The following is a 24,962-nucleotide window of genomic DNA, read 5'->3' on the forward strand; positions in this document are numbered from 1 at the left end:
GGCGGCCGGCCCGCAGCGGGGCGGCGGCAGGGGGCCGGCCGCCACCGTCCGCCACGCTCCGACGTCCCACCCGCGCGGCCACCGCGCCCGGATGCGGCGCTACGACCGCAGCAGCCCTCCGGTGCCCCGCGCGCACCGGACCCGGCCACGGACCCGCACGCCTCGCCCGGCCAAGGGCACGCCGCCCCCGCCGCACGGGCGGCCCGGCCACGGGGTGCGGGGGGCCGGGCCCGTCGGCCGGTCGTCAGGCCCGCTGCGGCGCGCTGCGGCGTCCCAGCGTCGCCGCCAGGCCCCGCAAGGGTGCGCTGCGGCCGCGGTCGGGGACCGTCCAGAGGGTCTGGCCGCGTACGCCCCAGCGTTCCAGCAGAGCGTTCGCCGCCAGGAAGCCGGTCGTCGCCGCGCGTTCCATCAGGGCGACGGGCAACGAGGTGCGGATCAGGTCGCCGGCCATCACCACCCCCGGGTCGGGGGTGCGGACCGTCGGCCGGTCCTGGTAGCCGCCCACCGGGAACAGCGGGCAGTCGGCGGCCCATTCGTGGCGGGCGTCGACGGTCCCGGCCCGGCGGGTCTCCGGGTAGACCCGGTGCAACTGGTCCAGCAGCCGCTTCTGTTCGACCTCCGGGGAGGAGTCGGCGGGCAGGGCGTAGGCGTGCAGCTCGACGACGGAGCCGCCGGTGCGGGACGCCCACCGGGCCGCCTCGTCCTCGTAGCGCTCCAGGACGGTGACGTTGTCGAGGGTGCCGTAACCGCTGGTGCCGAGGAAGCCGGGGCGGTCGGACGCCACCGGCCGGTCCAGCCAGAGCCGGGAGACCAGGAAGGGCGGGGCGTTGCGCAGGCGGGCGACGCGCTCCCGCCACGGCGCGTCGCCGAGCCGGTCGGAACGCCCCACCAGGCCGCGCAGCCCCGCGGCGTCCAGAGCGAGGACCACCGTGTCGTGGCGCCGCTCGTCCCGGGCGGTGGTCACCGCGTAGCCGCCCTCCGCGAGGGGTTCGACGTGTTCGACGGGGGTGGCGGTCCGCAGCTCGGCGCCGTGCCGTCCGAGGAGCGCGGCGAGGGGTTCCCACAGGGCGGCGGGGAAGGGCGCGCCGGGCACGTCGAACAACAGGCCCTCGGAGGAGCCGAGGAAGTAGATGTGGAACATCAACGCCATCTCGGCCGCCGACAGCAGTTTCGGGTCGGCGAAGAAGCTGCGGGAGAACACCTCGAACGCCAGGTGCCGCGCGCTCTGCGGGAAGCGCACCGCGTCGAGGAAGTCGTGCGCGCTGACCCGGTCGAGGCGTTCGTACACGTCGGGCACGCGGACGTCGAGCAGGGGCAGTGCGGCCGCCGCGTTCATCCGGGGCAGCTCGCGCAGCGGGAAGGAGGGGCTGAGCGCGGCGAACCCGAGCGCGCTCCACGGCGGGGTGCGCGGCACGTGCCGGAAGCTGTCGTGCGTGCCGTCGCTGTGCCGCAGCGGGTAGTCGGGCAGCGGCGTGAGGCGTTCGAGGGCGGGGTCGGTACGGCGCAACAGGCCGCGCAGGTTGTAGTACTGCCGGAAGAAGGCGTGGAAGCCGCGGCTCATCGTCGCGGGTGTGCCGTCCTTCAGGTCGACCGGCCGGCCTCCGACGCGCCCGCCCAGGTAGGGGCGGCTCTCGTACAGGGTGACGGCGACGCCCCGTTCGGCGAGGGCGGTGGCGGCGGCCAGTCCGGCGATACCGCCGCCGACGACGGCGGTGCTCGGCCGGCGGTCACCGTCGACGCGTGGCGCGCCGGGCGGGGCCACGAGGACCCGGGCGCGGCGGTCGCGTCCGCGGCGGGCGGCGGCGGGGCGGGACGGCCGGGTCATCGCGCGGCCTCCGCGGTGCGGGGGCGGCGCCCGGTGAAGGTGTGGGTGATGCCGGTCTGCCAGCCGGGCAGCGGCAGGCGGCGCACGCTGTCGAACCCTGCCGTCCGCATCCGGTCCGCGAAGCGGTCGGCGGTGTCGAAGTCGACGACGCTGCGCCACAGATGGCGGTACAGGTCGCCGTCGCCGAGCAGGGTGGCCACGGGCTGGACGACGCCCCGGCACACCAGGGTCCACACGGCCCGGTCGCTCCGGCGTCCGCCGAGGGTGTACTCGTGCACCGCGAGCCGACCGCCGGGCGCGAGCAGCCCGCGCACGATGCGCAGCACGGCGTCGGGGTCGGTGACGTTGCGGAAGAGGTAGGCGGCGAAGACCGCGTCGAAGGGGCCGGTCACGCCGGCCTCCGCGAGCCGCTCGGCGGGGGCGTGGGTGAACGTGACGTTCGGCGGCCAGGTCTTGGCGGCGGCCCGTTCCAGCATGCCGGCGGAGGCGTCGACGGCGGTGATGTCCGCGCCCGGCAGCACCTCGGCGAGCGCGGCGGTGGAGGCGCCGGTGCCGCAGCCGAGGTCGAGCACGCGCAGGCCGTCGCCGCCGCGGGGCAGTCCGAGCCGCCGTGCGGAGCGGCGCAGGTGGGCGTGGTAGCCGGGGTTGGCGGCTACCAGGGTGTCGTAACTGCGGGCGGCGTGGTCGAAGGCGGCGGCGAGGTGCTCGTCGCGCAGCAGCGTCATGGCTTCTCCGGGATGACGGGGGCGGGCGGTCGGGGCCGTCATGGGGGCGACGGGCGGTCAGGGACCCTCGTAGGGGCGGCGGGGCAGGCGGGGCAGTTCCAGCGCGGAGCGGAGCATCGGCCCGACCGGCGCGTGCAGGCCGACGGCGAGGTCCTCGTGCAGCCGGGTGCGGCCGTCGAGGAACCGCAGCAGCCGGCGCATGGGGACACGGTCGAACAGGCGGCAGAACAGGGCGGGCCCGTCGGCCCGGCCACCGGCCAGGGCGCGCAGCAGGACGGCGTCCATGGCCCGGGAGCGGGCCGAGTGGGCGGGCGGCGGCATCGGGCGCCGGCCCGCGCGCAGGGCGGCGGCGACGGCCCGGGTCTGGCGCTGCAGGCCGGCGAAGGTGTAGCCGGTGGACGGGCGGGTGGCGCCGCCGGCGGCGCCGATGCGGAACACGGACTGGCCGGTCTGCCGGGGCATCACCGCGTCGGTCATCGGGATGACGCCGGTCTCGGTGGACAGCACCTCCAGGTCGCCGAGGCGGAGGACGTCCTCGGTGTAGTGCCGTACGGCCGCGTCGTAGGCGTCGGGGGTGAGGGGGCGGGGAGAGAACTCCGTGTACTCCACCAGGGCGTCGTGCCGGCCGAAGGGCAGGACGTAGCCGAACGACAGGCCGTCGGCGGGCTGTGGGGTGCGGAAGTCCATCAGTTCGGCGGTACCGGGATCGAAGGCGGGCCGGGCGGTGCGCACGAACCAGCCGTGGAAGTGCTGCAGCAGCGTGGTGCGGGCGGCCGGCAGGCTGCCCGGCGGGCGCGAGTCGAACACCCAGCGGGCGCGTACGGCGCGGGCGTGCCCGGCGCCGTCCCGCAGCCGGACCACCGCTCCCCCGGGCACGTCCTCCACCGTGTCGACGGTCCCCTCCACACGCCGTACGTCCTCACGGTCCGCCAGGTCGCGGTCGACGAGGTGTTCGAAGTCGTCGGAGCGGATCATCTTGTAGCGCAGCGGCGCGATGTCCCCGTCGATGACCGCGTCCGAGGGGTCGCGGACCCTCAGGTGCCGCCAGGACGCGGTGACGGCGGCGTCGAAGCGGCCGGGGCCGGCCTCCCAGAAGCACCAGGTGCGGCGGGGCGGCCGCAGCGGGCCGGGCGGTGCGTCCACGAGGGCGACGGACGGCCCCCTGCCGCCGCTGCCGGGGCCGGCCAGCCGGTGGGCGAGGGACAGCCCCGCCGCACCCGCCCCGACGATCGCGACGTCCGCCTGCAGCACGGCGTCACCTCCCTCCTGCGTTCGACCAGTTGTTCCGTCCGTGTGCCCGGTCGGATCCGGGTCACTCGGGCGTGAGACGACGGGCGCGATCGGGAAGGCATGCGCCGGTCGTCCGGCGTACCGGAGCGATGTGCGTGCCGACGAGAGGAAGACACCGGATGCTCCCCACAGGGGCCAAGAGACACCGCGCGACGGACGGGTCGCGTGCGCCGCGCCCGGCCCACCCGCCGGGATACACCGTCCGGGTGCGGTCCGGTCGTGTGACGGCACGGCCACCGTACGGGCGTACGGCGGGGTGCGGCGAGCCGTCCGGGCGCGCGACCGGAGCGGGGGCCGGCCGGTGACCCGTACCGTTCCCGGGCGCACGGACCACGTCGTCGTCGTGGGGGCCGGTCTCGCCGGTCTGTCGGCGGCACTGCACCTGCTGGGCGCCGGCCGGCGCGTCACCGTCGTCGAGCGGGACGAACTGCCGGGCGGGCGCGCCGGGCGCCTGGACCTCGACGGGTACCGGATCGACACCGGGCCCACCGTGCTGACCATGCCCGACCTGGCGGACGAGCCGTTCGCCGCCGTCGGCGACAGTCTGCGCAAGCGGGTGGAGCTGGTGCCGCTGCACCCGGCCTACCGGGCCCGGTTCGCCGACGGCAGCAGCCTCGACGTGCACACCCGGGCGGAGCCGATGGCCGCGGAGGTGGAGCGGTTCGCCGGGGCGCGGGAGGCGGCGGGCTACCTGCGGATGCGGGAGTGGCTGGAGCGGCTGTACCGGGCGCAGATGCGCCGGTTCATCGACGCCAACTTCGACTCGCCGCTGGGTCTGCTGCACCCGGACCTGGTCCGGCTGGCGGCGCTCGGCGGTTTCGGCCGGCTGGACGCGCGCATCGGGAGCTTCCTGAAGGACGAGCGGCTGCGCCGGGTGTTCTCCTTCCAGGCCCTGTACGCGGGCGTCCCCCCGGCGCGGGCGCTGGCCGCGTACGCGGTGATCGCCTACATGGACACGGTCGCCGGCGTGTACTTCCCGCGCGGCGGCATGCACGCGCTGCCGCGGGCGATGGCGGACGCCGCCGCCGACGCGGGCGCCGACCTGCGGCTCGGGCGGGAGGTGACCCGGCTGGAGCGCTCCGGCGGCCGGGTCACCGCGGTGGTCACGGACGACGAGCGGATCCCCTGCGACGCGGTGGTCCTCACCCCCGACCTGCCCGTCACGTACCGGCTGCTCGGCGGGGCGCCGCGGCGGCCGGTGCGGCTGAGGCACTCGCCGTCGGCGGTGGTGCTGCACCTCGGCACCGACCGGACGTGGCCCGAACTGGCCCACCACACCATCTCCTTCGGGCAGGCCTGGCGCGGCACGTTCGACGAGCTGACCCGCGCCGGCCGGCTGATGAGCGACCCGTCGCTGCTGATCACCCGGCCCACCGCCACCGACCCCTCGCTCGCGCCGCCGGGGCGCCATCTGCACTACGTCCTGGCGCCGTGCCCGAACACCGACATCGGGCCCGGCGCGGCCGACTGGGCGGATCTCACGCCGCGCTACCGGGATGCGGTGCTGCGGACGCTGGAGGAGCGCGGCCTGGCCGGGCTGGCCTCCGCGATCGAGGCGGAGCGCGTGGTCACGCCCGCCGACTGGGCCGCGCAGGGGCACGCGGCCGGTACGCCGTTCGCCACGGCGCACACCTTCGCCCAGACGGGTCCGTTCCGGCCCCGCAATCTGGTGCGCTCCGCCGAGAACGCGGTGCTCGCCGGCTGCGGCACCACACCCGGCGTCGGCGTGCCCACCGTGCTGCTGTCCGGGAAGCTGGCCGCGGCGCGCGTCACCGGCGCCGGCGGCTCCGCCGGGCGCGTCTCCCCCCACTTCCGCACAGGAGGCCCGTATGACCGACCGTGAACTGGACGCGGCCGGCGTCACCGATCCGGCGCTGCGCGAGGCGTACCGCCACTGCCGCCGGCTCAACGCCCGGCACGGCAGGACGTACTTCCTGGCCACCCGGCTGCTGCCGGTGGAGCGGCGGCCCGCCGTGCACGCCCTGTACGGCTTCGCCCGCTGGGCGGACGACATCGTCGACGCGCTGGGCACGGGCGCGGACACCGCCCGCCGCGACGCCGAACTGGCCGTGCTGGAGGCCGAGCTGGAGAAGGGACTGCGGGACGGCGACAGCGCCGAACCAGTGGTGCGGGCGCTCGCCGACACGGCGCGGCGGTATGGCATCGACCACGGTCACTTCGCCGACTTCATGACCGCCATGCGCTCCGACCTGGTGGTCACCGACTACGCCGACTACGCGGCCCTGCGCCGGTACATGCACGGCTCGGCCGCGGTGATCGGGCTCCAGATGCTGCCGGTCCTCGGCACGGTCACCGACCGCGGGACGGCGGCGCCGCACGCGGCGGCCCTCGGTGTCGCCTTCCAGCTGACCAACTTCCTGCGGGACGTGGGCGAGGACCTGGACCGGGGGCGGGTGTACCTGCCGGCCGACCTGCTCGCCGCGCACGGCGCCGACCGGGAACTGCTGCGGTGGAGCCGGGACACCGGACGCCGCGACCCGCGCATCACCTCCGCGCTGCGCGCGTTCGAGGCGCTGACGCGAGGCGTGTACCGGCAGGCGGCACCGGGCCTCGCGATGCTCGAATCGGTGTCCCGCCCCTGCATCCGCACCGCCTTCGTGCTGTACGGCGGGATCCTGGACGCGGTGGCGCAGGACGGGTACGCGGTGCTGCACCGGCGGGCCGTGGTGCCGCGCCGGCGGCGCGCCGTGGTCGCCGCGGATGGGCTGGCACGGGTGGCCGCCGCCCGGCTGAAGGCGCGCGGTGCCTCCGCCCGGGAGCCCGGCGGTCCTCCGCTGACGGCGGCGGAACCGGCGGCCCCGCGGATGGTCGAGGAGGTCGCGTGATGGCCGGGAACGGACGCCGACGCGGGCGGCTGCCGCTGTCACTGCGCCGCGACGCGGTGGCCTGGGAGCGGCAGCACCCCACCTGGCGGGACGCCAGGCCCGCCGTCATCGCCGGGGCGCTGAAACGGGCGCAGGCGCGCCCCTCGGGCAACTGGTACGTCGTGGGCGCCTCCCGCGACGTCGGCGGCGACCGCCCGCTGGGCCGGACCGTCGCCGGGCAGGAGGTGGTGGTCTGGCGGGACGCGGGCCGCGGTGTGGTGGCCGGGCCGGGCATCTGCCCGCACCTGGGGGCGCCGCTGCGGGACAGCCCGGTGCGCTGCGGCACGCTCGTGTGCCACTGGCACGGACTCTCCCTGAACGGCGGCCCGTTCGCGGGCTGGGACCCCTTCCCGGCGTACGACGACGGGGTGCTGGTGTGGGTACGGCTGGACGCGGTGGGCGGCGAGGAGCCGCTCGACGCACCGGTGGTGCCGCGCCGGCCGGTGCCGGCCCGTGCCCTGACGGCGGTGTACGCCGGGGTGGGCGTCTGCGAGCCCGAGGACGTCGTGGCGAACCGGCTGGACCCCTGGCACGGGGCCTGGTTCCATCCGTACTCGTTCGTCGACCTCACGGTGGCCGACGCGCCGGACGGACCGGACGGGTCCGGGGATGCGGGCGAGGACGCCTTCGCCGTGGACGTGTCCTTCAAGGTGGCGGGCCGTCTGGTGGTGCCGGTACGGGCGGTGTTCACGGCTCCGGAGCCGCGCACGGTCGTCATGCGCATCACCGAGGGCGAGGGGGTCGGGTCGGTCGTCGAGACGCACGCCACTCCCCTGGGGTCGGACGCGTCGGGCAGGCCGCGCACCGCGGTGATCGAGGCGGTGGTGGCGGCCTCGGACCGCCGCGGCTTCGCCCTGGCCCGCGCCGCCGCCCCGCTCCTGCGCCCCCTCGTCCGGACCGCCTCCGCCCGCCTCTGGCGGGACGACCTCGCCTACGCGGAACGCCGCTGGGCACTCCGCTCGACGGGCCGCTTCCCGGGAGCCTGAGAAGCCCGCCCGATGCCCCCGGGCGGGGGCGCTGCCCCCGTCGAGGCTCACGCCCGGGTGGCGCCCCTCCCCGGCCGGCACCCCGTCCAACGTCCGCGCTGACGACACCGCTGTCCGAGCCCGGTCGAGGGAAGCGCCTGTGCCGCGCGGTGACGCAGCGCATCGCGGGCACAGGAGGAACCCGACGGGACGCGCGCCCGGCGACCGCGGCCGCCGTAACTGCCGACCCCCACGCCAGACGCCCGCGAGCCGGCCGCAGTCGTCAGCGCCGCCGATCCGGCGCCGGGGGGCACCGCTCCGGTACCGGCACACCGGGGCCGCAACCGCCCGGATCCGGCGGACATCGGGCCCAAGCAGCGCCCAGCCTGGTGTCCGGCCCAGGCCTGACGCGGGTCGTAGCGGTCTCCGGCCCGGCCGGGTCGCCGGCCGTCCGGACAGCCGCCGGACGGCTCCCGGCCTGACGGCCGTCAGCCGAGTGTCGGACCGCGTGCGTCCCGCATGGGCTCCCCCACCGGGCCGCCGGTGGCCGCGAAGAGTCGCGAAGCGGCTGGCCGGCCGCCACTCGGTCGGCGGCGTGATGGCCGTGTGCGGGACAGCGGGACGGTGCCGTGGACGGTGTCACGGCGCCGGTCCGGCCGTCGCCCTCGTGTCCGCCCGGCCTCCTCCGCCCAGGAGGTCCGTGGGGGGCAGCGGCTCGCGGGACTGCAGGCGGGGCAGGTAGTAGCGGGTCGCCCTGGTGACCACGGACGGCATCGCGGCCCGGACCGGCTGGCCCAGCCGCAGCCAGCGGGGGAAGTAGACGGCCGTGCTGCGCCGTTCGACGCCCGAGGCGAGGCGGGCGGCGGCCCGGTCGACCGGGTACACGTTCCGCACCGGCCAGGGCATGTGCCCGCGCAGCTCCCGCATCACGGTGTGGCGGTCGGCGTCGTGGATCAGGTCGGTGCCGATCCACGTCAGGTAGCCGAGGCCCACGGCGACGCCCAGGTGGGCGACCTCCGCGCGCAGGGAGTGGGCGAAGGCCTCCGCCCCCGCCTTGGAGGCGCAGTACGCGCTCATCATCGGGGCGGCGCCGATCGCGGCCAGGGAGGCGATCTGGAGGTGGTAGCCCTTGGTCGCCGTCAGGTCCGGCAGGAAGGTGCGGGCGGTCGCCGCGCTGCCGGTGAGATTGACGTCGATGATCCGCCGCCACCGGGCCGGGTCGGAGTCGGCGAACAGCCCGCCGTCCGCCACGGCGGCGTTGGCGACGACGACGGACGGCGTCCCGAGTCCCGCACGGACCGCCTCCGCCGCACGCGCCAGCGCCGCGTCGTCGGTGACGTCGACCTCGCAGGCGAGGGCCGGGCCGGGCAGCGCGTCCGCGAGTTCGCTCAGCCGGTCGCCCTCGTGGCCGAGCAGCGCCACGCGCATGCCGCGGCCGGAGAGTTCGCGGGCCAGGGCGGCGCCGATGCCGCGCGCGGCCCCGGTGACCACGGCGGTACGTCCGCGCAGCGGGCCGCCGCTCATCCGTCGTCCCCGCCCTTCCCGCCGGTCACCTGTGGGTCGGTGTCCGGGCGGGCCGTGTGGTGAGGGTGCCCGGCGGTCCTGCGGGCCTCCTTCATCTCCGCCTCGAAGAGGTGGTCGCGGCCGTCGGCCAGTTCCTCCACGGCGGCCTGTTCCAGCTCCCGGAACGGCTGGTAGTAGGTGCGGTCGTAGGCCTCGACGATCTGGAACGTCCAGTGGCCGGGGATCACGTTGCGTCCCAGCACCTGGGTCCGTACGGTCTCCGCCCAGTCCCCGTGCCCGGCCTTGTGCAGCAGGTCGACCGCCCTGTCCAGTTCCAGGTCGGCGGTGCCGGTGAGCTGGTGGAAGCTGTACAGGTGCCCCCGGGCCCGCTCGGTGGTCTCCAGGGCCTTCGACAGGGATCCGAGCGCCTCCACCGTCTCGTCGCTGACGCCCTCGGGGCGCAGGTGCTCCTGGTCGGGGCCGTCGCGCCGTCCGTCGTCGTGTCCGCTCATCGTCTCGCCTCCTTCTGTGGTCGATGGTCGTACGGCGGCCTCAGGGCCGCTGCCCGCCGCGGTTCGGTTGCCGGCTCCCGGTGCGGTCGCGGTGGGCCAGCAGCCGCTGGGCCCCGGCGAGGCCGGGGGCGAACGACCGGCGCAGCGCGCTGCGGGCCGCGTTGGCGCCCGGAGCGCCGTGCACACCGCCGCCCGGGTGGGCGCCGGCGGACGCCAGATAGAGACCCTTGACGGGAGTCTCGGGCCGCCCGGTGCCGGGGGCCGGGCGGAAGAACAGCTGCTGGTGCATGTTGGCGGTGCCGCCGTTGATGGCGCCCCCGTGGAGGTTGCGGTCCAGGGACTGGAGCGTGGGCGGGGCGAGGATCCGCCGGGCCTTGACGCGGTCGCGGAAGCCGGGGGCGAAGCGTTCCACCTGTTGTTCCACCCGGTCGGCCATGCGTTCCTGCTCGTCCTTGTCCCAGGAGCCGGTGAGTCCGTCGTCGCCCGCGTCGCCGACGACACGGTGCGGAACGTGGGTGTAGGCCCAGGCGGACTCGGTGCCCTGCGGGGAGCGGGTGGGGTCGGAGGTGGTCATCTGGCCGAACAGGGAGAACGGCCGGTCGGGGACGTGGCGCGTGGCGAGCTGCGCGGCGAAGCGGGTGAGCTCGTCGAGGCCGTCGGCGAGGTGGACGGTGCCGGCGCCCGCGGCCTGTCCGCACTGCCAGGGGACGGGGCCGTCGAGGGCCCAGTCGACCTTGAAGGTGGCGAAGTCCCACTGGAAGCGCTCCAGGTCGGACAGCATCTGGTGCGGCAGGTCCTCGGGGGCGACGAGGTCGCCGTAGAGGGCGGGCACGGCCACGTCGGCGAGGACGGCGCGCCGGGCGGCGACCGTCTCGCCGTCGTCGAGGCGCACGGCGACCGCCCGTCCGCCGCGCACGACGACACGCTCCACGCGCCGCCCGCAGCGCAGCACGCCGCCGCGTGCCTCCAGGCGCTGCACCAGGGCGTCGGTCAGGGCTCCGGCGCCGCCCACCGGCACGGGGAAGCCGTACGTCTGTCCGAGCATGGACATCAGCCAGCCGAAGCCGCCGCTGCCGGCGGCCTCGGGTGCCAGGTCGGCGTGGAGGGCGTTGCCCGCGAGCAGCAGCCCGCCGCCTTCGCCGCGGAACTCCTCCTCCGCCATGCGGCGCACCGGCAGCACCAGGGTGCGGGCCATGCGCAGCCCGCCGGTGCCGCGCAGCCGTACGGCGAGCCGCAGTCCGGAGCGGACCGGCGGGAAGGGCGTGAACAGGGCGTCCAGCAGGTCGGGGCGCAGGCTCTCCCACATGGCGTGCAGCCGTCGCCAGGCGTCGCCGTCGCCGGGCGCGAAGGCGTCCAGGGAGGCGGCGGTGACGCCGACGCTCCGGTCCAGGACGGCGCAGCGGCCGTCGGTCAGCGGGTGCGCGACGACGTGCGGGGCGTGGCTCCAGCGCAGCCCGTACCGTTCCAGGTGCAGTCCGGACACCACCGGGGAGGCGGCGGCGAGCGGGTAGAAGGAGCTGAACAGGTCGCTGGCGAAGTCCGGGTGGACACCGTGGTCGTGGCGGACGGCGCCGCCGGGTACGGGCTGTTCCTCCAGTACCTGCACGCTCCAGCCGGCGTCGGCCAGCAGGTTCGCCGCGACGAGGCCGTTGGGCCCGGCGCCGATGACGACGGCGTCAGCCACGGGCGTCTCCCGTCTCGGGCTCCGCCACGACCTGGCCGAGCGGCCGGTGCTCCTCCGCCTCGGCGGCCTCCGCCTCGACGAGGTGCGCCAGCCGGGCGAGCATGGCGCGGTGGCGGATCTGGATGATCGCCTCGACGGCCACGTTGTGCACGAGGCCGCCCGCCCCGCGCAGGGGGTGTTCGTCCACCTTGACGAGGCACTGGTCGCCCCAGGGCTGCACCTCGATGGCGATGCGGGCGGTGCCCATCGGCCCGGCCTTGGCCTCCAGTTCCAGCACCTCGCCGGGGATGCAGCGCCGGACGACGGTCTCGTTGTGCAGCTTCAGCGGGCCGATGCGCACCTCGTAGCCGATCGCGGAGCCGAGCTGCGGCCAGTGTCCGCGCACCGGCTTCGACTCGGACGTGCCCACCACCCAGTCCGCGTAGCGGGTGCCGTCCTCCAGCACGGCCCACACGGACCGTGGGTCGGTACGGATCAGACGATGACGAACCGCCACTGTTGCCTCCCGTGTCCTGAACGCCCCCGGTCGGCACGGACGTCTCCCTGAGCGCCGCCGGTCAGCACTGAGTGCCCCGTCTGCCCGGCGTCAACCGGAAGTGCCCGCCGGACGGGTCAGGCGGCGGGGCGGGTGGGAGCCAGTGCCCAGCGGATGCCGGCGGTGACGGCCGTGCCGAGCGGGCGGACGCACAGGCCCTCGGCGGGCATGCGGGGCACCCGCAGCGCGCGGGACGCCCAGGGCGGCAGCAGGGACACGGCGTTCGCGGCGAGGACGCCGTAGGGTATCCGGGCGAGCAACGGCACGGGCGGGTCGAGCAGCAGGAACCGGGCGGTGGACAGGGCCTCCGGGGTGGCGTGCAGCTCGTCCCGGTAGGCGGCCAGCCGTTCGGCGAGCTGGGCGCGGTCCACGGGTGGGTCGGGGACGCCGAGGGCGGTGGCGATGCGCGCCATGTCGGCGACGTAGGCGTCGCAGCCGTCGTCGTCGAGCGGGTGGGCGCCGTAGCGCTGGTGGGCGCGCAGGAACATGTCGACCTCGGCGACGTGCACCCAGCACAGCAGGTGCGGGTCGGAGGCCACGTAGGCGCGGCCGTCGGCGGCGGTGCCGCGGACCGTGTCGTGGACGGCGCGCACCCGGTCGACGGCCCGCTGGGCGCTGTCGGCGGTGCCGTAGGTGGTGACGGCGAGGAAGGTGCTGGTGCGCTGGAGCCGGCCCCACGGGTCGCCGCGGAAGCCGGAGTGCCCGGCGACGGCGGCCATGGCCAGCGGGTGGAGCGACTGGAGCAGCAGGGCGGACAGTCCGCCGATGAACATCGACGCGTCGCCGTGCACCTGGCGGACCGGTCGCTCGGGGCCGAACCAGCGGGGGCCCGGTGTGCCGTGGATACGGGCGCGGTTGTCGGGGCCGTCCGGTCCGGCCACCCGGGAGAAGATCGCCTGGCCGATCCGGCCGCGCAGCGCCGAGCCGCTGTCGGTGAGGGGTTTCATGGCCTGCCGCACCTCCCTTTCGTCGGCGACGACGACCGGCCGGTGTCCTACCGCTACGTCTGCCCCGGTGGCCCCCTCCGTACCCGCGAGGGGACGGTCAGGGGACGTCGCCCCGCCACTCGTACACCCGGTCGCCGGCCGAGCGGGGCGCGTACACCGCGCGGCCGCCCGGGCCGTAGCGGCCTATCTCGGTGGGCAGGCCCACGCCGTGCCGCCGCTCCGCGGGGCCGTGGTCGGTGACGTCCAGCAGCAGGCCGTCCAGCGGGCCGCCGGACAGCTCCGCGTACGCCCGTCCGTCGCGCGGGCCGGGGTCGTCGTGGTCCGCTCCGTACACCCTGCCGCGCAGGAACTCCAGCTCGTCCATACCGGCAGGGTGGCATCCGCCACTGACAACGGCCCGCTACGCCGGCTCCTCCCGCGGCACCGCCGCCCACGGCGCGAGCGCCCGGCCCTGGCTCCAGGCGAGCAGGCCGTCGCCGTCCACGCAGACGATGCCGCACTGCTCGGCGTACTCCAGTGCCGGGACGGTGTACTCACCGGTGGTGACGACGACGGCGACGTCCGCCTCGTGGACGGTGAAGCAGGTGCCGCCGAAGCGCTGGAGGTCCTGCGAGCCGACCTTGTTGTCCTCGCCGTAGCGCTTGCACTGGACGACGAGGCGGCGGCCGTCGGGGGTCAGCGCCGTCACGTCGGCGCCCAGGTCCCCCGCGCCACCCACCACCTGCACCCGGGTGCAGCCGTCCCGGGCGCACAGCTCCGCGGTGGCGGCCTCGAACTCGTCGGGGGTGAGGGCCTCGTGGTCGATGCCCTGGGAGACGGGCAGCGGCGAGGTGACCTCGTCGGGCGGCAGCTCGCCCGGGTACCGCGCCTCGTCCTCGTACGGGCCGGCCTGGGCGGGGATGGTGAGGGCGGCCGGCGCCGGGGTGTCCAGGGCGTCGAGCGCGGTGGAGGTGCCCCGGGCCAGCGCGTCCCCCGCCTGCCGGGCGAGCCGCGCCGCCGAGAGCCGCCGCCTCCTGCGGCCGCGGGCCAGGACGACGGCGAGCGCCACGCAGAGCAGGACGACCGCCCACACCGGGCGCCGCTGCACCACCCCGGCCAGCCCGCGCACCGCGAGCCCCCCGATGACCAGTGCCGCGGCGAGCAGGCCGAAGAACATGGCGGTGGAACGCAGATCGAAGCGCCGGCCGGGGCGCACCGGACGGGTACGACGCTCGGGCATGGTCACCGTGGTGATTCCTCTCTGTCGCGAGCCGGACACCGGCGCCCCCGGGTGGCCGGGGACGCCGAAGATCACGTACGCCGTGTGCCCGGGATCGGCGCGCTCACCGGGGGCGATGCGGCCGGGGTGCTTCCTGGGGGAAAGGCGCGGAGGCGTCCCGGGCGGCATGCAAGGATGGGCGGGGCGGGTACGGTCGCACGGAGGAGGCGGACGGTGGACTGGCAAGGCTTCGCGCGGCACATGGCGTCGATGGCCCGGGATCTGCTCGCGGAGCACACGCTGGACGCGACGCTGGAGCAGATCTCGCGCTCGGCAGTGGAACTCGTCGAGGGCTGCGACGCCTCCGGCATCCTCGTGCTGCGCGGGGACCGGGTGACGTCGCTGGCCCCCACGGACCAGTTCGTGACCGACAGCGACCACCTTCAGGGGGCGCTGCGGGAGGGGCCGTGTTTCGACGCGGCGCGGCCCGACCGGCCAGAGCGGGTCTTCCGCATCCCCGACATGACGGCGTCCCCCGAGCGGTGGACGCGGTTCGTCCCCCGCTGCCGGGAGCTGGGGGTGGGCAGCATGATGGGCTTCCTGCTGTACACGCGGGACGAGGAGCTGGGCGCCCTCAACATGTACTCGCGCAAGCCGGGGATGTTCACCGAGGACAGCGAGACGGCGGGCTGGCTGCTGGCCTCCCACGCGGCGGTCGCCTTCGCCACCGCCCGCACCGACGAGCAGATGAAGGAGGCCGTCGCCACCCGGCATCTGATCGGCGAGGCGATGGGCATCCTGATGGGCCGGCACCACGTCTCCGAGGACCAGGCCTTCGACCTGCTGCGCACCCGGTCGCAGCGGACCAACACCAAGTTGCGGGACGTCGCGCGGCAGGTCTGCGAGGCGGGCGGCGCGGAGAGCTGACCGCGCCGCCCGCCGTGGTGCTCAGCGGGCGACGGTCCAGGTGTGGGCGACGTCGATCACGAGGCGGCCGTCCAGCTGCAGCACGCGGAACGGCAGCCGGCCGCGCACGCCGAGGCCGAGCTGGGTCTCGCCCTCGAAGCTGCCGGCGAACCGCGCGTCCCGGAAGGTGCGGTACCCGCTCAGGCCGACGCCGGGCAGGGCGGCCCCGGCGCGCGCGGGGTAGGTGGCCGCGCCGGTCCCGGGGTCGTACGCCGGGGCGGTGACCCGCACCTCGAGGACGGCGCCGCCGGCGACGGGGATGTGCCGGCCGGATCCGTCCTGGTACAGCCGGTCGACGTAGCGGACCGAGTAGCCGAGGTCGGCGCGCGCCGCGCCGGGCACATCGACGACCATGCGGTCGTAGCAGTCGTGCCGGCCGGTCCTGACGTCCGTCACGGACGTGGTCGTGGCGGCGGTCGTCGACCTGTCGGCACTGCCCCAGCCGGTGGGACAGGCCGTGGTGGCGGCCGTCGCCGTCGCCGGGGCGGCCACGGCCGGGGCCGCCGCCGTCACCAGCGTGGCGCCGAGGAGCACCACGGTCGCGCAGATTGTTCTTGCTTGAAGCATTTTCGGCCCCCTGGGACGCCAACGTTCTGATATCGGGTGAGACGACCGGGATGCCCGTATGGTTGCGGTGCTTTCCGGCCGGTCGCCGTACCGGCCGGCATGGCACATCCTGGTGGGGAGCGGACGAACGTCCCGTTCCGTGTGCACCGGGAGGGCGCTACATGGGTGGTGCAGCCGCCGCACCGCGCGGGAAGCGGCCGGCGGGGCTGTCCGTACCCGACGCGGAGGACAGCCGGACCCGTCGTCCCGAGGACCGCATCGAGGACGCGCTCGCGGATGCCGTCGTGGCGGCGGTGCGGGGCACCGGGGGCTACGGCGGCGCGGTCTACCTGCGCTCGCGCGACCGCAGGTCGCTGGTGCTGTGCGTGATGTCGGGCGTCCCCCGCTCGCTGCTGAAGCCGTGGTGGCGGGTCCCGGTGAGCGGCGGGCTGCCGATGTGCGAGGCGTACCGCAGCGGGGAGACCCAGTACCTGCCCGACGACCGGGCGACGATGCTGCGCTTCCCGCAGTTCACCGCCGCCCTGCCGTACTCGTTCGCGCACGCCTACCAGCCGGTGCGGGTCGGCGGCGAGACGGTGGGCGTGCTGGCGGTGCTGCACTCCTCCGCCCGACGGCCGGCCCGCGAGGAGGCGGTGCGTACGGGTCTGCTCCGGGCCGGCCAGGACATGCAGGAGCGCCTCACCGAGTTCGCCCGCGGCGTGCCCGGCCGGACGGACGCGGACGCAGTGGCGTACGGCATCGAGTACGACGACCAGCCGGTCAGCGTGCGGCTGCCCACGCCGCCCGTCCAGGCGGTGTCGGTCGGCATGGTCGAGTGGGACCTGGACAGCGACCGCTGGTCGGGCGACGACGACGCGCTGACCCTTCTGGGCGTGTCCAGGGAGGAGTTCGGCGGCACCATGGCCGCGGTCGAGCGGCGGGTGTCCTCGGACGACCTGTACGAACTGCGGGCTGCGCGACGGGAGGCCGAGGACACCGGGCAGATCCGGGGCCGGCACTTCCGGGTGCTGGACGAGTCGCAGGACGACGTGGAGGCGGTGCACTACCGGCCCGTGGAGCTGTGGGGGCACGTGGTGCGGGCGGAGGGGACGGCCCGGCTGCTGGTCGGGGCCCTGGTCGACGTGGCCGGCGGCGTCACCGCCGCGGAGGCCGCCGAGCGGCTGCCCGACGGCCTGTTCTCGCTGGACCAGGACGGCAGGGTCATCTACGCCAACCGCCGCTGCCAGGACCTGCTCGGGTGCGATCTGGAGGAGCTGCTCGGGCACCATCCGTGGCGGGTGCTCACCTGGCTGCGCGACCCCGCCTACGAGGACCGCTACCGGGCGGCGATGCTGACGCAGGAGCCGGTGTCGTACCTGGTGCACGACCCGGACGGGGTCTGGCTGGGGTTCGTGCTGTACCCCGGGGTGCACGGGCTGACCGGCCGGGTGTTCCGGACGTCCGCGCCGGCCGGGTCGGAGCCGGGCCGGGTTCTGCCGCCGTCCGCCGGGGCGTCGGCGGCACCGCCGACGGGGCTGGTCACGACCGCCCGCGCGGGAGCCCTGTACCACGTGGTGCAGATGGCCAGCGTGCTGACCGAGTCCGTCACCGTGCGGGACGTGTGCCGGGCCGTCTCCGAGCAGCTGCTGCCTGCGTTCGGCGCGACGGAGGTCGCCCTGTACACGGTGCGCGACGGGCGGATGTACCTGCTGTGGGAGGACGGCTACCCGCAGCACTTCCTCGACCCCTTCGAGGGGGTGCCGCTGGAGGCGGAGCTGCCCGGTGTGCACGCGCTGACCGCGCGTCTGCCGCTGTTCTTCGAGTCGCCCGAGGACCTGGTGAGCGCCTACCCGCGGCTGGCGCTGGACCCGATGTCCTCCTGGGCGTTCCTGCCGCTGATCGCCTCCGGCCATCCGATCGGTTCCTGCATCCTCGGTTGGAACGCACCGCACCGCTTCACCACGGAGGAGCGCAGCGCGCTGACCGCGCTGGCCGGTCTGACCGCGCAGGCGATGGAACGGGCGCGGCTGTACGACGCCGAGTCCGCCGTGGCGCGCGGGCTGCAGGAGGGTCTGCTGCCGCACCGGCTGCCCGCCATCCAACGGCTGCGCAGCACCGGCCGCTATCTGCCCGGCACCAAGGGCATGGACATCGGCGGTGACTGGTACGACGTCATCCGTACGGGACACGGGGTGGCGCTGGTCATCGGCGACGTGGAAGGGCACAGCGTCGGCGCGGCGGCCGTCATGGGGCAGCTGCGCAGCGCCGTGCACGCCTTCGCCTCGAGCGGGCGGCCGCCGCAGGAGGTCATCTCCCACACCAACCAGTTGCTGGCCGAGCTGGAGACGGACGTCTTCGCGACCTGCTGCTACATCGAGCTGAACCCGGCGACCGGACGCGCCCAGGCCGCACGGGCGGGCCATCCCCCGCCGCTGCTGCGGCGCCCGGACGGGACCACGGAGACCGTGGAACTCGCGGGCGGGGTCCTGCTCGGGGTGCAGCCGGACGCGGAATACCCGGTCACGACGCTCACCCTGGAGCCCGGCAGCGTCCTGGCGCTGTACACGGACGGGCTGGTCGAGGTGCCCGGCAGCGACATCGCGACGGGCATCGAGACGGTCCGCCGCTGCCTGGCCGACAGCCGGACGGACTCGGTGGAGGAACTGGCCGACCGGCTGCTCGGAGCGGCCCGCCGCGCGGAGGACCGCCCCGACGACGTGGCCCTGCTACTGACGGCCTACGACTGACGCGCACTGCGACGCCGTGGTGCGGCAGTACGGCGCCGGGGTCCGACACACGGCGCCCCGCCTGACGGCCGGACCGTGCGGGTCCGGCTCCCGCGACGCCGGGCCCGGCCACGGCGGGCGGTTGCGGCGACTGCCGCGGGCGGCCGAGGCGGGCGGATCGTGCGGGTCCGCAGGCGGCCGACAGGTCGCTGCCACGACCCGCCAGACGGCCGAACCGTACGGGTCACGAGTCCGGCACCCGCGACGCCGACCGGCCCGGCGACGGCGGCCGGCGGGGGTCAGGCGCAGTAACGGATCAGCCATTCGTCGGGGTTGTAGGCGAAGCGGGACGGGTCGGGGGCGGCTGCGGGGCGTTCCTCGATCAGGTCCTCCGCCCGGACGGGTTCCGGCAGACGTCCGAAACGGGCCTGGCGGGCCTCGGCGGCCACGTCGTCCTCAGGTGCGCGAACAAGGTCCTGGCTCACGGCGACTTCCCCTCTCCGGCCGGACGGCGCTCCCCCCTCGGACAGTGCCGCGGCCACCTGCGACCAGTGTCACACACCGACGGCCGAACGCAGCAGGGGTGTTCGCCGCCCCCGGGCTGGGGAGGACGCCCGCCCGCCGAGCAGGAGCGCCCCCTCCCCCGCCCCGCCGCACGGGGATGCCGGGGTGACACGCCCGATCCCCAATGGGCGGCAGGCCCGGGACCGCCCGGCCGGGCGGAGGAGAGCGCGCCGATGCCGTCGAGACGCGGTGGGGCCCACGCCGCACCCCGGGCGGGTGTGGTGCGACGGCTGGGCGAACGGTGCGCGCGGCACTTCGTCGTCGTCATCGTCGCCTGGCTGGTCGCCCTGGTGGTGCTGCAGCTCGTCAGCCGTGCCGTGGGCGGCACCTTGCTGGGCCTGGGTCTGGCGGTGAGCGTGCTGATCGACGCCACGGTGGTACGGCTGCTGCTGGTGCCGGCCGTGATGACCCTGCTGGGCCCGCACGCGTGGTGGACCCCGCGGTGGCTGGACCGGGTCCTGCCGCACATCGACGCCGAGGGCGAGGGGGCACGCGGCGCGGCGGACCGCTGAGTGCCGGGCCCGCCCCGGAACGGCGCGACGGCGGCAGGGCCCCGAGGGGTCCTGCCGCCGTCGTGTTCCGAGGATGCCGGAGATACCGAGGGTCAGGCGCCGCGTCGCACGCTGCGCAGGACGAAGAACCCGAAGATCACCAGCACTCCGCCGATGGCGGCCGGCCAGAGCTGGGCACCGGTCTCGGCGAGGCTGCCGCTTTCGCCCTGAGCCTGGGCCTGGTCGTCCAGTTCGGGAAGGCTGCCGGGAACCTGGGCGGCCTGCGCCTCCTGGCCGCCGTCGTCCTGCTTCCCGTCGTCCGCGCCACCTTGGTCGCCGTCCTGGTCACCGGCGTCGCCGCCGGCCGCCGGGGTCGAGACCTTCACGTCGGGCTGCTGGGGCTGGGCCGTGCCCTTGTCGTCCGCGGGCTTCTCGGTCGCCGAGGGCTGCTCCTGGCCGTTGTCCTGGTCGTCCTTGCCGCCCTGGTCACCGCCCTTGTCGCCGCCCTGGCCGCCGTCGTTCTGGCCGCCGTCGCCGCCCTGGCCCGGCTCGGTGGGCGTGGCGGTCGGCTGCTCGCCACCGCCGTTGCCGGTGTCGCCACCGTTGCCGCCGTTGCCGCCGTTGCCGCCGTTGCCGCCACCGTTGTCGCCGCCACCGTTGTCGCCGCCACCGGCGCCGCAGCTGCGGCCCTCGTTGATGCACGCGACCATCTCGTTCATCAGGTCCTCTTCGAAGACGTTGATGAAGTCGCCGTGGTCGGTGATCGGCTTGTGCAGCTGCTCGGGGAAGGAGTCCACGGCGAACAGCGGGACGGTTTTGCCGCCGTCGTCCAGGCTCGGCGCGTCCACGTCGTAGACGATCCGCTGCACCAGCTGCGGGACGGGCTGGAAGCCGGCCGGGCAGTCGCCCTCGGCGTCCGTGAAGGCCATGTGCGTACGGTGGTTGGCGCTGTCGATGTTGCGGCCGTCCCAGCAGCTCTGGAACGCGAAGGTGCGGACCACGTCACTGCCCTGCGGGCACAGCGGGTATTTGTCCTTCAGCTGCCGGTCCTCGAAGCCGGTGCAGCTCCAGGAGGCGTTGGCGTTGGCGGGGCCGTTGACGAAGGACTTGGCGTCGCCGGTGATGATGCGCAGCAGCCGGGGCATGGCCGTGACCTCGCCCTTCGGGTTGCCGACGAAGGTCAGTGTGACGTCCTTGGGGGTGACGATCTCACCGGCGTTGCCCTCGATGCCGCCGCCCGGGGAGTCGGCGTCCCGCTCCTCGGTGCCGTTCTGCAGGCGCAGCACCGGCCAGTAGTACGAGGACTTGTCGCGCTGATCCTGGCAGCTGGTGTCCGCCCGCGCCAGGTCGTCGTCGCTGACGAAGGCGTTGGTGGCCTGGTTGCCGATGTAGTCGTGGAAGTGGTGGGCGCCGTTGCTCACGCCGGGGGCCGCGATGACGTTGTCCGAGTTGAACACGCCGTTCTCGTTGACACCGCACTCGCTGGTGAAGGTGCCGGTGGAGGCGTTCCCCGACGGCTGCGGGGCGGAGGCGTCGGGCTGGACGCTCTCGATGGAGACGTAGTCGCCGGGGACCGGGCCGTTGCCGGCCTGGCCGCCGTTGCCGCCGCCCTGGTCACCGCCGCCCTGCTGGCCGTCGCCGCCTTGCTGGTCCTGGCCGTCCTGACCCTGACCGCCCTGGTCCTGGCCGTCGCCGGCCTGCTGGTCCTGGCCGTCACCGGCCTGCTCGCCTCCGTCCTGGCCATTGTCGGCGGGGGCGTTGCCGGAGTCGCGCACGGCGCAGCCGGCGAGTTCGTCGAGGCCCTGCGGACGTTCGCCGCCCACCCGCTCGATGGCGGTGCCGATGCGGGCCAGCACCGCGGCGCGCTTGTCCTTCAGCGGACCGGCGATGGCGTTCTCGGCGAAGCCGGGATCCTGGCGGAGGGCGTCGGCCGACTCGCCGAGCCGCTTGTAGGCGTCGGCGATCTGCGCGTCCAGGCTGGCGAGTTCCTTGTCGACCTCGCCGCGGGCCTGGTCCGGCACCGCGGTCAGCCGGGTCGCCACGTCGGGGCAGTCGATGGTGGCGGCGCCCGACAGGACCTGCGCGTCACCCGTCCCGCCGTCCGTCGCGGAAGCGTAGACGTTGGCCGCCATCATGCCGCCGCCGCCGAGCATCAAGGCGAAAGCGGCGAGCGTCGCGCGCTGTTTGGGGCGTCTGCGTGTGTTGCGTGCCAAGGCAGTACTCCTACGCTTCTGTCGCGGGGGGTCGGGCATTCGATTCCCACGCCCCATACGCGGGCGGACCGGAGTGTGTTCAACCGGCTCACGATTTCTTCCGGAAATCTCAGCAACCGCAGGCCACTTGAGCCGCACGAGCCCCACCGGACGGAGTGCGTCCCATGGAGTCGGGGGCTCCGCGCGGCCGGGTGTCAGCGCGGGAGGAGAACCGTGCGGCCGAAGGGGCCCGGGGGCGCGGCGGCGTACCCGACGGCTTCTCCAGTACGGCGCTGCGGGTGCTGCGCCAGGTCGCCGAGTCGGGCAGCTTCACCGCGGCCGCCGCCCGGCTGGGCTACACGCAGTCGGCGGTCTCCCGGCAGGCGGCGGCCCTCGAACACGCCGCCGGCACGACGCTGTTCGAACGGCACTTCGACGGGGTACGGCTCACCCCTGCCGGGCTGACCCTGCTGCGCCACGCCCGCACGATCCTGGCCGGCCTCGACGAGGCCGAGCGGGACCTGTCGGGAGCCGCGCCCCGGCCGGAACCGGTACGGCTGGGCATCTTCCCGAGCGGCGGCGCCATGCTCCTGCCGCCGGCGCTCACCTCGCTCACGCAGACGGATCCGCGGATCGCCGTGACCACCCTGGAAGGCAGCACGCCCAGCCTGATCCGGTCCCTGCTGGCGGGTTCGCTCGATCTCGCCGTGCCGTCGTCCCGCCCGCCGCACCGGCCCTCGGACGGCGAGAGCCCTCCGCTGCACGTCGAACGGATCGAGGACACCGAGCTGTGCGTGGCGGTGCCCACCACGGGCACGTTCGCCGGCCGCACGGCGGTGGGGGCCGGTGAACTCGTCGACGTCCCCTGGATCGCCTCGCCGTCCTCCGGCGCCGAACCCCTGCTCGGGGTCTGGCCCGGTCTGCCGGGCCGCCCGCGCGTCGCCCACACCGCCCGCGACTGGCTGACGAAGCCTCCGGCTGGTCGCCGCGGGATGCGGCGTCACGACCGTCCCCCGACGCGTGGGGCCCGTACTGCCGCCCGGCGTGAGCCGGGCGGCAGTACGGGCCGCCGCGCCTCCCGCCGCGCAGCCGCCCGCTGCGCCCGGGTCAGAGCCGGTCGAGGTCGCCTGTCATGCGGCCCAGGCAGACGACGGAGTCGTCCATCGGCACTCCCTTGATCTCCTCGAAGCCCATGCGGTCGTAGAAGGCCCGGGCGGGCTTGTTGGCCACCGTCATCACCAGGTGCACGGCCGGCACGTCCCGCTCGGCGAGCGCCGCGAGCAGGGTCCGCACCAGCTGCCGTCCGTACCCGCGTCCCTGCCACTCGGGCAGCAGGTCGATGTGGAGATGGGCGGGCCAGGCGGCGAGTTCGGGGACGATCATCCGCTCGGGGTGGTGCAGCAGCCAGGCGATCTCCTCGTCCGGGGTGGCGGGCGGGCCGGACGGCTCGGGGTGTCGGTCGGCCACCAGCGGGAGCCACGCGGCACGGAACTCGCGGGTGAACCGTACGGTGTCGGCTGCGCCGACGACGTAGCCGACCGCCTGCCCCCGCCCGTCGTCCAGCACGAAGGCGAGCCCCGGCTCCAGATGGACGTAGGGGGCGGCGAACGTGTCGGGGAAGACGGTGGGGTCGGCGTAGTGGGGCCGGCTGTCCTGGCCGTTGTGCGCGGTGCGGACGCAGATGTCGTCGAGGGCCGCCCGGTCCTCGCGGCGGTACGGGCGGATCGCGGGTGACTCGTTCATGGGCGGCATCCTGTACCTGTTGGGAGCGCTCCCACAAGCGGTTTACGGCCACCGCGTCCACCCGTCCGCCGGGGCGTGACATGCCGGTCGCGGGGCACCCGGTGGCCATGAAGCTGCATATCCCGGGCCGGGACGACCGGCCGGCACACCAGAGCGCGCCGCACGAGTCCGCGTCCACGCGGACGGCCGGGCAGCCGGCGCAGGAGCCGGGCCCGAGCGACGCGGTGGAAGAGGCGGCGCCGGACACTCCGACCAAGCTCCCCAAGGGGGCGTGGAAGGGGGCGCTCAAGGGCAGCGTGCGCGAGTTCAAGGACGACGAACTGACCGACCGCGCCGCCGCCCTGACGTACTACGGGGTGCTCGCACTGTTCCCGGCGCTGCTGGCACTGGTGTCGATCCTGGGACTCACCGGGAAGTCGACGACGGACAAGGTGCTGGAGAACGTCCAGGAGCTGACCGCGCCCGGCGCCGCGCGGGACATCATCACGCAGGCGATCGAGCAGTTGCAGGGCAACGCGGGCGTCGGGTCGCTGGTGGCGATCATCAGTCTGCTGGTCGCCGTCTGGTCGGCGTCGGGCTACGTGGCGGCGTTCATGCGCTCGGCGAACGTGGTGTACGACATGCCCGAGGGCCGCCCGGTGTGGAAGGTGCTGCCGGTCCGGGTGGGCGTGACGGTCGCGTTGCTGCTGATGGCCGCGATCAGCGCGCTGATCGTGGTCTTCACCGGCGGGCTGGCCCGTCAGGCGGGCGATCTGCTGGGGCTGGGCGACACGGCCCTCACCGTGTGGTCGATCGCCAAGTGGCCCGTGCTGGTCCTGCTGGTCACCGTCATGATCGCGCTGCTGTACTGGGCGGCGCCGAACGCCAAGGTCAAGGGCTTCCGGTGGGTCACCCCGGGCAGCTTCCTGGCCCTGCTGATCTGGCTGCTCGCCTCCGCCGGGTTCGCCCTCTACGTCGCCAATTTCGGGTCGTACAACAAGACGTACGGCACGATGGCCGGTGTCATCATCTTCCTGATCTGGCTCTGGATCACCAACCTGGCGATCCTGCTGGGCCTGGAGTTCGACGCGGAGATCGCCCGGCAGCGGGCCATCGCCGGCGGGCATCCGCCGGAGGAGGAGCCGTACACGCAGCCGCGGGACACCCGCGCCTGGGACGAGCAGGACCGGCAGAAGATGGACGGCGCCTGACCCGCGGGGCCCGGCGGGCGTCAGTCCGCCAGCCCCGCCGCGAGGGTGGCGCCCAGCTCCCAGCAGCGTTGCAGGGCCGCCTTGCCGGGTTCGCCGGTGACGGTCACCGTCTCGGCGGCGCGGCGCCAGCCGAGGCCGGTGGTGACGGACTCGATCCCGCGCACCGCGCCGGTGACGTCGTTGCCGCCGTGCACGTAGTACCCGAACGGGCGGCCCGTCGTGCTGTCCAGGCAGGGGTAGTAGACCTGGTCGAAGAAGTGCTTGAGCGCCCCCGACATGTAGCCGAGGTTGGCCGGGGTGCCGAGGAGGTAGCCGTCGGCCTCCAGGACGTCGGTCGCGGTGGCGGACAGCGCGGCGCGGCGCACCACCCGGACCCCCTCGATCTCCGGGGCGGTGGCGCCGGAGACGACGGCTTCGAACATCGCCTGGCAGTTCGGCGAGGGCGTGTGGTGGACGATCAGCAGGGTCGGCACAC

The 24,962-nt window shown here is 75.2% G+C and carries 21 protein-coding genes and 2 pseudogenes; 8 read left to right on the forward strand and 15 right to left on the reverse strand.

The window, feature by feature from the left end; genetic code table 11:
• Positions 1-244 precede the first annotated feature (244 nt).
• Genes B100_RS0127490 through B100_RS0127500 form a run of 3 tightly spaced genes read right to left on the reverse strand, consistent with a single transcriptional unit; the run spans position 245 to position 3,801 of the window.
• Entirely contained in the window at positions 245-1,825 is a 1,581-nt protein-coding gene (locus B100_RS0127490; RefSeq protein ID WP_024887616.1) for an FAD-dependent oxidoreductase, read from the reverse strand.
• Entirely contained in the window at positions 1,822-2,550 is a 729-nt protein-coding gene (locus tag B100_RS0127495; RefSeq protein WP_024887617.1) for a class I SAM-dependent methyltransferase, read from the reverse strand. Before B100_RS0127495 ends, B100_RS0127490 begins: the two co-directional genes overlap by 4 nt.
• Positions 2,551-2,607: 57 nt before the next feature.
• Positions 2,608-3,801: a lycopene cyclase family protein gene (locus tag B100_RS0127500; protein WP_024887618.1), complete on the reverse strand. Its 1,194-nt coding sequence runs from the start codon at positions 3,799-3,801 to the stop codon at positions 2,608-2,610.
• Between the two features lie 340 nt (positions 3,802-4,141).
• Between B100_RS0127500 and B100_RS0127505 the strand changes: the two genes are divergently transcribed.
• From B100_RS0127505 to B100_RS0127515, 3 genes are read left to right on the forward strand one after another with little or no spacing between them, the layout of a single operon-like run.
• Positions 4,142-5,683 carry a phytoene desaturase gene (locus B100_RS0127505; RefSeq protein ID WP_024887619.1) on the forward strand — a complete coding sequence of 514 codons (1,542 nt, stop codon included), beginning with the start codon at positions 4,142-4,144 and terminating at the stop codon, positions 5,681-5,683.
• The gene (locus B100_RS0127510; protein WP_024887620.1) at positions 5,670-6,686 is read left to right on the forward strand and encodes a phytoene/squalene synthase family protein; all 1,017 of its coding nucleotides are present in this window, start codon (positions 5,670-5,672) and stop codon (positions 6,684-6,686) included. Before B100_RS0127505 ends, B100_RS0127510 begins: the two co-directional genes overlap by 14 nt.
• Positions 6,686-7,711, forward strand: coding sequence for a Rieske (2Fe-2S) protein (locus B100_RS0127515; protein WP_024887621.1), 1,026 nt, complete (start codon positions 6,686-6,688; stop codon positions 7,709-7,711). Before B100_RS0127510 ends, B100_RS0127515 begins: the two co-directional genes overlap by 1 nt.
• Positions 7,712-8,329: 618 nt before the next feature.
• Here B100_RS0127515 and B100_RS0127520 read toward each other — a convergent pair.
• The 7 genes from B100_RS0127520 to B100_RS0127550 all read right to left on the reverse strand — a co-directional run bounded on the left by B100_RS0127520 (position 8,330) and on the right by B100_RS0127550 (position 14,096).
• On the reverse strand, positions 8,330-9,214 hold the full coding sequence (locus B100_RS0127520; protein WP_024887622.1) for an SDR family oxidoreductase: 885 nt from the start codon (positions 9,212-9,214) through the stop codon (positions 8,330-8,332).
• Positions 9,211-9,705 (reverse strand): hypothetical protein, encoded by a 495-nt coding sequence (locus tag B100_RS0127525; protein ID WP_024887623.1) that lies wholly within the window; start codon positions 9,703-9,705, stop codon positions 9,211-9,213. The genes B100_RS0127520 and B100_RS0127525 overlap by 4 nt, the downstream gene beginning before the upstream one ends.
• Before the next feature lie 40 nt (positions 9,706-9,745).
• Positions 9,746-11,389: a phytoene desaturase family protein gene (locus B100_RS0127530; protein WP_024887624.1), complete on the reverse strand. Its 1,644-nt coding sequence runs from the start codon at positions 11,387-11,389 to the stop codon at positions 9,746-9,748.
• Positions 11,382-11,885, reverse strand: a complete 504-nt coding sequence (locus tag B100_RS0127535) for an SRPBCC family protein (protein ID WP_024887625.1) — start codon at positions 11,883-11,885, stop codon at positions 11,382-11,384. The genes B100_RS0127530 and B100_RS0127535 overlap by 8 nt, the downstream gene beginning before the upstream one ends.
• A 116-nt stretch (positions 11,886-12,001) precedes the next feature.
• Positions 12,002-12,871 carry an oxygenase MpaB family protein gene (locus B100_RS0127540; RefSeq protein WP_024887626.1) on the reverse strand — a complete coding sequence of 290 codons (870 nt, stop codon included), beginning with the start codon at positions 12,869-12,871 and terminating at the stop codon, positions 12,002-12,004.
• A gap of 97 nt (positions 12,872-12,968) precedes the next feature.
• Positions 12,969-13,235 (reverse strand): hypothetical protein, encoded by a 267-nt coding sequence (locus B100_RS0127545; protein ID WP_024887627.1) that lies wholly within the window; start codon positions 13,233-13,235, stop codon positions 12,969-12,971.
• Between the two features lie 36 nt (positions 13,236-13,271).
• Positions 13,272-14,096 carry a restriction endonuclease gene (locus B100_RS0127550; protein ID WP_024887628.1) on the reverse strand — a complete coding sequence of 275 codons (825 nt, stop codon included), beginning with the start codon at positions 14,094-14,096 and terminating at the stop codon, positions 13,272-13,274.
• A 207-nt stretch (positions 14,097-14,303) separates the two neighbouring features.
• On the opposite strand from B100_RS0127550, the gene B100_RS0127555 reads away from it, so the two are divergent.
• Complete coding sequence (locus B100_RS0127555; RefSeq protein WP_024887629.1) at positions 14,304-14,996, forward strand: ANTAR domain-containing protein; 693 nt, start codon at positions 14,304-14,306, stop codon at positions 14,994-14,996.
• Between the two features lie 21 nt (positions 14,997-15,017).
• Here the strand turns inward: B100_RS0127555 and B100_RS0127560 are convergent, their stop codons facing one another.
• A complete protein-coding gene (locus B100_RS0127560; RefSeq protein ID WP_024887630.1) occupies positions 15,018-15,602 on the reverse strand; it encodes an AMIN-like domain-containing (lipo)protein in 585 nt (194 codons plus the stop codon).
• A 161-nt stretch (positions 15,603-15,763) separates the two neighbouring features.
• Here B100_RS0127560 and B100_RS0127565 point away from each other — a divergent pair, with 161 nt between their 5' ends.
• Positions 15,764-18,328, forward strand: a complete 2,565-nt coding sequence (locus tag B100_RS0127565) for a SpoIIE family protein phosphatase (protein WP_024887631.1) — start codon at positions 15,764-15,766, stop codon at positions 18,326-18,328.
• A gap of 278 nt (positions 18,329-18,606) precedes the next feature.
• On the opposite strand, the gene B100_RS0127570 is transcribed toward B100_RS0127565, so the two are convergent.
• Complete coding sequence (locus B100_RS0127570) at positions 18,607-18,792, reverse strand: hypothetical protein (RefSeq protein ID WP_024887632.1); 186 nt, start codon at positions 18,790-18,792, stop codon at positions 18,607-18,609.
• 408 nt (positions 18,793-19,200) lie between these two features.
• On the opposite strand from B100_RS0127570, the pseudogene B100_RS36630 reads away from it, so the two are divergent.
• Positions 19,201-19,383, forward strand: a pseudogene (locus tag B100_RS36630) (hypothetical protein); the annotation flags it as partial.
• A 92-nt stretch (positions 19,384-19,475) separates the two neighbouring features.
• On the opposite strand, the gene B100_RS0127580 reads toward B100_RS36630, so the two are convergent.
• Complete coding sequence (locus B100_RS0127580) at positions 19,476-21,497, reverse strand: DUF1996 domain-containing protein (RefSeq protein ID WP_106967111.1); 2,022 nt, start codon at positions 21,495-21,497, stop codon at positions 19,476-19,478.
• A gap of 350 nt (positions 21,498-21,847) precedes the next feature.
• Between B100_RS0127580 and B100_RS34340 the strand changes: the two are divergent.
• Positions 21,848-22,631: pseudogene (locus B100_RS34340) on the forward strand (LysR family transcriptional regulator); the annotation flags it as partial.
• A gap of 30 nt (positions 22,632-22,661) precedes the next feature.
• Here B100_RS34340 and B100_RS0127590 read toward each other — a convergent pair.
• Entirely contained in the window at positions 22,662-23,297 is a 636-nt protein-coding gene (locus B100_RS0127590; RefSeq protein ID WP_024887635.1) for a GNAT family N-acetyltransferase, read from the reverse strand.
• A gap of 107 nt (positions 23,298-23,404) precedes the next feature.
• On the opposite strand from B100_RS0127590, the gene B100_RS0127595 reads away from it, so the two are divergent.
• Positions 23,405-24,487 carry a YihY/virulence factor BrkB family protein gene (locus tag B100_RS0127595; RefSeq protein ID WP_024887636.1) on the forward strand — a complete coding sequence of 361 codons (1,083 nt, stop codon included), beginning with the start codon at positions 23,405-23,407 and terminating at the stop codon, positions 24,485-24,487.
• Positions 24,488-24,507: 20 nt separating this feature from the next.
• On the opposite strand, the gene B100_RS0127600 is transcribed toward B100_RS0127595, so the two are convergent.
• Positions 24,508-24,960, reverse strand: coding sequence for a flavodoxin family protein (locus B100_RS0127600; RefSeq protein ID WP_024887637.1), 453 nt, complete (start codon positions 24,958-24,960; stop codon positions 24,508-24,510).
• Positions 24,961-24,962: the final 2 nt, after the last annotated feature.

Source organism: Streptomyces sp. CNH189 (assembly GCF_000527195.1).

Coding starts and splice junctions, on each gene's coding strand:
- B100_RS0127495 (WP_024887617.1), bottom strand. CDS start 2,550: ATGACGCTGCTGCGCGACGAGCACCTCGCCGCCGCCTTCGACCACGCC.
- B100_RS0127580 (WP_106967111.1), bottom strand. CDS start 21,497: ATGATGGCGGCCAACGTCTACGCTTCCGCGACGGACGGCGGGACGGGT.
- B100_RS0127560 (WP_024887630.1), bottom strand. CDS start 15,602: ATGCTTCAAGCAAGAACAATCTGCGCGACCGTGGTGCTCCTCGGCGCC.
- B100_RS0127545 (WP_024887627.1), bottom strand. CDS start 13,235: ATGGACGAGCTGGAGTTCCTGCGCGGCAGGGTGTACGGAGCGGACCAC.
- B100_RS0127565 (WP_024887631.1), top strand. CDS start 15,764: ATGGGTGGTGCAGCCGCCGCACCGCGCGGGAAGCGGCCGGCGGGGCTG.
- B100_RS0127510 (WP_024887620.1), top strand. CDS start 5,670: ATGACCGACCGTGAACTGGACGCGGCCGGCGTCACCGATCCGGCGCTG.
- B100_RS0127525 (WP_024887623.1), bottom strand. CDS start 9,705: ATGAGCGGACACGACGACGGACGGCGCGACGGCCCCGACCAGGAGCAC.
- B100_RS0127595 (WP_024887636.1), top strand. CDS start 23,405: ATGAAGCTGCATATCCCGGGCCGGGACGACCGGCCGGCACACCAGAGC.
- B100_RS0127490 (WP_024887616.1), bottom strand. CDS start 1,825: ATGACCCGGCCGTCCCGCCCCGCCGCCGCCCGCCGCGGACGCGACCGC.
- B100_RS0127540 (WP_024887626.1), bottom strand. CDS start 12,871: ATGAAACCCCTCACCGACAGCGGCTCGGCGCTGCGCGGCCGGATCGGC.
- B100_RS0127520 (WP_024887622.1), bottom strand. CDS start 9,214: ATGAGCGGCGGCCCGCTGCGCGGACGTACCGCCGTGGTCACCGGGGCC.
- B100_RS0127515 (WP_024887621.1), top strand. CDS start 6,686: ATGGCCGGGAACGGACGCCGACGCGGGCGGCTGCCGCTGTCACTGCGC.
- B100_RS0127590 (WP_024887635.1), bottom strand. CDS start 23,297: ATGAACGAGTCACCCGCGATCCGCCCGTACCGCCGCGAGGACCGGGCG.